The sequence below is a fragment of the Microbacterium sp. Leaf351 genome (assembly GCF_001423825.1).
In the GTDB taxonomy this organism is placed as follows: Bacteria; Actinomycetota; Actinomycetes; order Actinomycetales; family Microbacteriaceae; genus Microbacterium; species Microbacterium ginsengisoli.
In genome coordinates this window covers 14,950-20,458 of record NZ_LMPK01000035.1, presented here as the reverse complement: position 1 = coordinate 20,458, position 5,509 = coordinate 14,950, and the positions used below count along the sequence as shown (strand labels likewise).

General features: G+C 70.4%; 4 protein-coding genes. All 4 read right to left on the bottom strand.

What is annotated here, in order from left to right; genetic code table 11:
- Positions 1–732 (bottom strand): FadR/GntR family transcriptional regulator (locus ASG00_RS11165; RefSeq protein ID WP_156456250.1); only part of this gene is annotated, 732 nt, incomplete at its 3' end.
- Positions 733–821: 89 nt separating this feature from the next.
- Positions 822–2,186 (bottom strand): NAD(P)H-dependent oxidoreductase, encoded by a 1,365-nt coding sequence (locus tag ASG00_RS11160; RefSeq protein WP_056209858.1) that lies wholly within the window; start codon positions 2,184–2,186, stop codon positions 822–824.
- Between the two features lie 235 nt (positions 2,187–2,421).
- Entirely contained in the window at positions 2,422–3,576 is a 1,155-nt protein-coding gene (locus tag ASG00_RS11155) for a glycoside hydrolase family 3 N-terminal domain-containing protein (protein ID WP_156454809.1), read from the bottom strand.
- A gap of 75 nt (positions 3,577–3,651) precedes the next feature.
- The coding region (locus ASG00_RS11150) for a DUF3516 domain-containing protein (protein ID WP_235559511.1) at positions 3,652–5,509 on the bottom strand (1,858 nt) is incomplete at its 5' end.

Below are 5,509 nucleotides of genomic sequence, written 5' to 3'. Positions count from 1 at the left end.
GGTGATCCCCCCGAGGTTGCCTTTGGCATAGAACGAGGTGATGTGGTCGCGCACACGCTGTGCGGCGAGCGCGGCATCCTTCTTCTCGATCGCGTCGAGGATGTCGCGGTGCTCGTGTCGCACGGTCTTGGCGGTCTCACGCCAGTCGTCGAGCGCCGCGTAGGCGTCGATCATCTGGCGGTTGATGGCCGTTCGCAGGGAACCCATCAGATGCGCGATGAGGGCGTTCCCTGTCGACTCGGCGATCCGGACGTGGAAGGCCGCGTCGAGTCTGTTGAATTCACGGGTGCTGATCGAGGGGTCCTCCATCTCGTCGAGAAGGGCGGACAGCTCGATGTGGTCGGCGTCGTCGGACCTATAGGCGGCCTCCGAACAGGACCACTGCTCGAGGGCGATGCGCCCTTCGAGGACGTCGTTGGCATGGAAGTGACCGAGCGCCAGCTGCAGTTTCAGCAGATTGACGAAGCCCGGACCCGGCGTGCCCACGAGCACCGCTCCACCCTCCGGGCCGCCGCCCGGCCGGATGTCCACGATGCCCAGTGCCTCCAGCACGCGCAGCGCTTCGCGCAGCGACGGGCGGGAGACGCCGAGCGAGGCGGCCAGATCGCGCTCGCTCGGCAGTCTGTCCCCGGCTTTCAAGCGGCCGTCGAGGATGCGTTCCTCGATCTGCTGCATCACCTGTTCGTAGGTGCGCACCCGCTGAACCGGTTGCCACGCATCGGCGCTCGCCACGGAGAGACTCCTTCTGGTCGCGGCGCCCGACGATTCTCGGGGCGCGTGGCCCCAGCGTAGCCGTCATGGTCGGATGGTCAGACGTTCGCTCAGACGACCTGTGGGGCGTGCTCGGCGCGGAATTCCGCCTCGAGCTCCCGGCGGATGCGGACGGCGAACTGCGACTCGTCGAGCTCGACGTCGTCCCACGAGACCGTCTGGTCCTTCGGCACGTCGCGGATGAGCTTCGCCCCGTGCGCGAGGCCGAGCGGCAGCGCGTTCTTGGCGAGCGACGTGGCCGCCGGCGCGAGCTTGCCGAAGACGGTGAAGCCACCCTCGCCGTCGAGACGGTCGCCGGCGCGGAGGTCCTTCTTGGCGGTCGTGACGACGTCGCCGCGGAAGCCGGTCGGCGAGCCGGTGGCCTCGCCGCGCACGACGGCCGACGCGATGCTGACACCGAGCTCGAGACCGATCATGTGGTACGGCCGGTAGAGCGAGGCGTAGCGACCGGTCGCGTCGGTGTGCACACCGTACTCGGCGAAGCACTGCACGCCGTAGTCGCTGATGGCCTCGAAGGTGACGTAGACGCCCCAGCGCAGGTTGTCGGGCACCTCGGTGCCGTCGCGGTACATGCTCGAGGCGATCTCGACGGTGCCGCGGCGGGTCAGGCTGCCCCCCGGGTACGTGTTCTCGCGGAACACGGTGGGCAGGTCGTCCTTGGAGGCCGCGGGGAAGAGGAGGCCCTCCTCCTGGGGCAGCAGTCCCGTGCCGTTGGCGACGGCGGCCATCTCGATCGCGGACTTGGTGCCGTCGAGGAAGGAGTTGAACATCTGCGGGTTGTAGTCGCCCGAAGCGAGCTGCTCGTCGGTGAAGCCGTAGTAGTTCCACACCGTGTCGGGCGTCGAGTAGTTGTACTCGGGCAGGTACTTCGTGCCCTTGCCCGCCGCGACGACGTCGAAGCCGACGGTGCGGCACCAGTCGACGAGCTCGCAGATGAGGGCCGGCTGGTCGCCGTAGGCCATCGAGTACACGACGCCCGCGGCCTGTGCGCGACGCTGCAGGAGCGGCCCGACCATGCAGTCCGCCTCGACGTTGACCATGATCACGTGCTTGCCGTTGTCGATGGCGGTGACCGCGTGGTAGGTGCCGTAGAGCGGGTTGCCGGTGATCTCGAGGATGACCTCGACGGCCGGGTGGGTGATGAGCGTGTCGGCGCTGTCGATGACGGCGGTGCCGCCGGTGCGCACGGCCTCATCCAGCGTCGCCGCCGAGTAGCGCTCGGGCGCCCAGCCGGTGCGTGCGAGCGCGGCCTTGGCCTTGGGCACGTTGATGTCGGCGACACCGACCACGTGGATGTTGGCCGCCTTGTTCGCCTGCGTGAGGAACATCGACGAGAACTTGCCGGCACCGATCACGCCGACCCGGATGGGGCCGAAGGCGGCGGTGCGCGCCTGCATCAGCGAGTAGAGGTTCACGGAACCCACTTCCTTGTCTCCGTGGAGTGCGACGCATCCACCTTTGGTTTGTTGGTCAGTTGGTCTGACCATTGTCGCGAGAGCAATATTCACCGACACCGGGCATCGATGTCAAGCCGGACTTTCCGAGCGACGGGATGCCGCGGCTCGACGGTCGAGCAGTGCTCCCGCCGCGGGCCCCGGCGTGCGGAGTGCGCGCGACGTCACGGAGTCAGCGCGTCGTCGCCCGGTCGCGTCAGCGCGTCGCGGCCTTCGCCTCGACCACACGCCGCGCCGCGGCATCCACCACCTGGGCGAAGCCCGGGTCGGCCTGCGCCTTCGCGGTCACGGCCTGCACCATCGCGGGAAGCACCGACGGATTGCTCGAGACGAGCACGACGTCGACGCCCGCGGCGATCGCGAGCACGGCGCGATCCCCCGGGCTCCACGCCTGCACCTGTGCGGCGGCCGAGAGGTCGTCGGTGATGACGACTCCATCGAACCCCACCTGGGTGCGCAGGAGGGAGAGCACGGCCGGTGAGAACGCCGCCGGCGCCGATGGGTCGATGCGCTGGTAGATCGCCGTCGACACCATCACGAGGGACGGGCCGGCGGCGGTCAGGCCGCGATAGACGTCGACGTCCGGCGAGGTGGGCCCGACGACCGTGTCGGTCACCCCCGAGGAGGTGTCCGTGTTCGGCGCCACGTGGCCCAGGCCGGGGAAGTGCTTGGACGTGGGCAGCACGCCCGCCGCCCGCATACCCGCGGCGAACGCACCCGCCCCCGCGGCGACCGCCGACTCGCTGTAGCCGTACTGACGCGACATGGCGCCGATCGGCGAGTTCGAGGGCGCCGTCTGCGGGCTCGTCACGATGTCGGCGACCGGAGCGAGGTTGACATTCACGCCGGCGGCCGCGAGTTCCCTGCCCCAGTCCGTGGCCGATGCCCGCAGCTGAGCACCCTGCTGGGCCTGGGTCAGTGCCGTCGGGATGCGGTCGAACCCGGGACCGGAGAGCACCTGGACGTCACCGCCCTCCTGGTCGGTCGCGACCCACAGACGTGGCGAGCCGGCGGGAAGGCGCGAGGTGAATGCCGCGACGACCGTCGCGGTGGCCTGCACACCCGCGGATGACCGGCCGTGCAGGAAGATCCCGCCGAGCTCGCCTCGCTCGACATCGGCGACCAGGGCGGGGTCGGCCGCTGTCGCCGCGGTTCCCGCCATGAAGAGCTGGCCGACCTTCTGCGCCAGCGTCATCCCCGCGATCGGATCGACGGTCGGGGTCGGCGTGGGGGTCGGCGCCGCCGCGGTGCGCGTCGGCGTGGGTGACGCGGACTCGCCGCCCTTCTCGTGCAGCCCGCCGCATCCGGCCAGCGCGAGCACGCCGATCAGCGCGATGGCGACCGTGGTCATCCTTCTCGTCCCCATGCCTCCATCGTCCCGCGCGCGCCGTGCGCGCGGAAGCCCCGGGGCGGCATCGCCGGCGTGCTAGAGCCGCAGCAGCTCGGTGACCCTCACGACGGCAGCACCCTCGTCGACGGATGCCGCGAGGTCGACCTCCCCACGGATGCGCCAATCGTGGTCGCCGGCGGGGTCGTCGATCGTCTGCTCGACCCGCCATATTCCGTTCGCGGAATCCGACTCGTCGATCGCGCAGTAGACGGGTGCGCGGGCGGCACCACCGGTCGAGATGTCGTCGTGCTCGGCGAAGTACCGGTCGAGGAAGGCGGGCCAGTCGACATCCGGATCGAGCTCCGCGAGCTCGTCGTCGCGCTCGAGCGCGGCCAGCTGCACCCGACGGAACAGCTCGTTGCGCACCAGCACGGTGAACGCGCGCCTGTTGGCGACGACCGACGGGGGCGCGGGCGGCACCACCGGGGCATCCGGATCGCCCGTCGGGTTCACGAGCTGCTCCCACTCGTCGACGAGGCTCGAGTCGATCTGTCGCACGAGCTCGCCGAGCCAGGCGATCACGTCGAGCAGCTGCTCGGTGCGCGCGTCGGCCGGAACCGTCTGGCGGATCGCCCGGTACGCGTCGCTGAGGTAGCGCAGCACGAGTCCCTCGCTGCGGCCGAGCTGGTACCACGACACGAACTCGGCGAACGAGAACGCCCGCTCGTACATGTCGCGCACGACGGCCTTCGGACGCAGCTCGAAGTCACGCACCCACGGCTGGCTCGACGCGAAGACCTCGAACGACTGGGCGAGCAGCCCGGCGAGCGGCTTCGGGTAGGTGATCTCCTCGAGCGCCGCCACGCGCTCGTCGTAGTCGAGACCGTCGCGCTTCATCGCCGCGACCGCCTCGCCGCGCGCCCGGAACTCCTGCTGGCCGAGGACCGCACGCGGGTCGTCGAGCGTCGCCTCGATCACGCTCACGACGTCGAGCGCGTAGTGCCCGGTGCCGGCGCCGCCGGGGGCGTCCGACGGGTCGAGCAGATCGATGGCGGCGAGGGCGAAAGGCGAGAGCGGCTGGTTCAGGGCGAAGTTCGGCTGCAGGTCGACCGTGAGCCGGATGTCCCCCTCCCCCGTCACCTCGACGATGCCGGCCTGCCGCAGCGTGCGGAAGATCGCGAGGGCACGGCGGGCGAGTTCGTACCGGCGCGGCTGGGGCTCATGGTTGTCGAAGACGAGCGAGCGCACGTCGGCGAACACGTCGCCACCCCTCGCGATCACGTTGATGAGCATCGCCGCCGTCAGCTGCAGCTGCGGCACGAGCGCCTCGGGCGCGGCATCCCGGATGCGCTCGAAGGAGGTCTCGCTCCACGAGACGAAGCCCGCCGCGGGCTTCTTGCGCACGATCTTGCGCAGCTTCGCCGGGTCGTCACCCGCCTTGCGGGCCGCCTCGGTGTTCTCGATCTCGTGCTCGGGTGCCATCACGACGACGTTGCCGTACGGGTCGAAGCCGGCCCGGCCCGCGCGCCCGGCGACCTGGTGGAACTCCCGGGCGGTGAGCTGCCGCATCCGCGTGCCGTCGTACTTCGAGAGCGCGGTGATCAGCACCGTGCGGATGGGCACGTTGATACCCACGCCCAGGGTGTCGGTGCCGCAGATCACCCGCAGGAGTCCCCGCTGGGCGAGGGTCTCGACGAGCCGCCGATACCGCGGCAGCATGCCGGCGTGGTGCACGCCGATACCCGCGCGGACGAGACGCGACAGGGTGCGCCCGAAGGCCGTCGTGAACCGGAAGCCGCCGATCGCCTCCGCGATGCGGTCGCGGTGCTCGCGGCTCGCGACCTTGATGCTCGCGAGCGCCTGCGCGCGCTCCATCGCCTGCGCCTGCGAGAAGTGCACGATGTACACCGGCGTCTCGGCCTCGTCGAGAAGCCCCTGCACGACCTCCTGCACG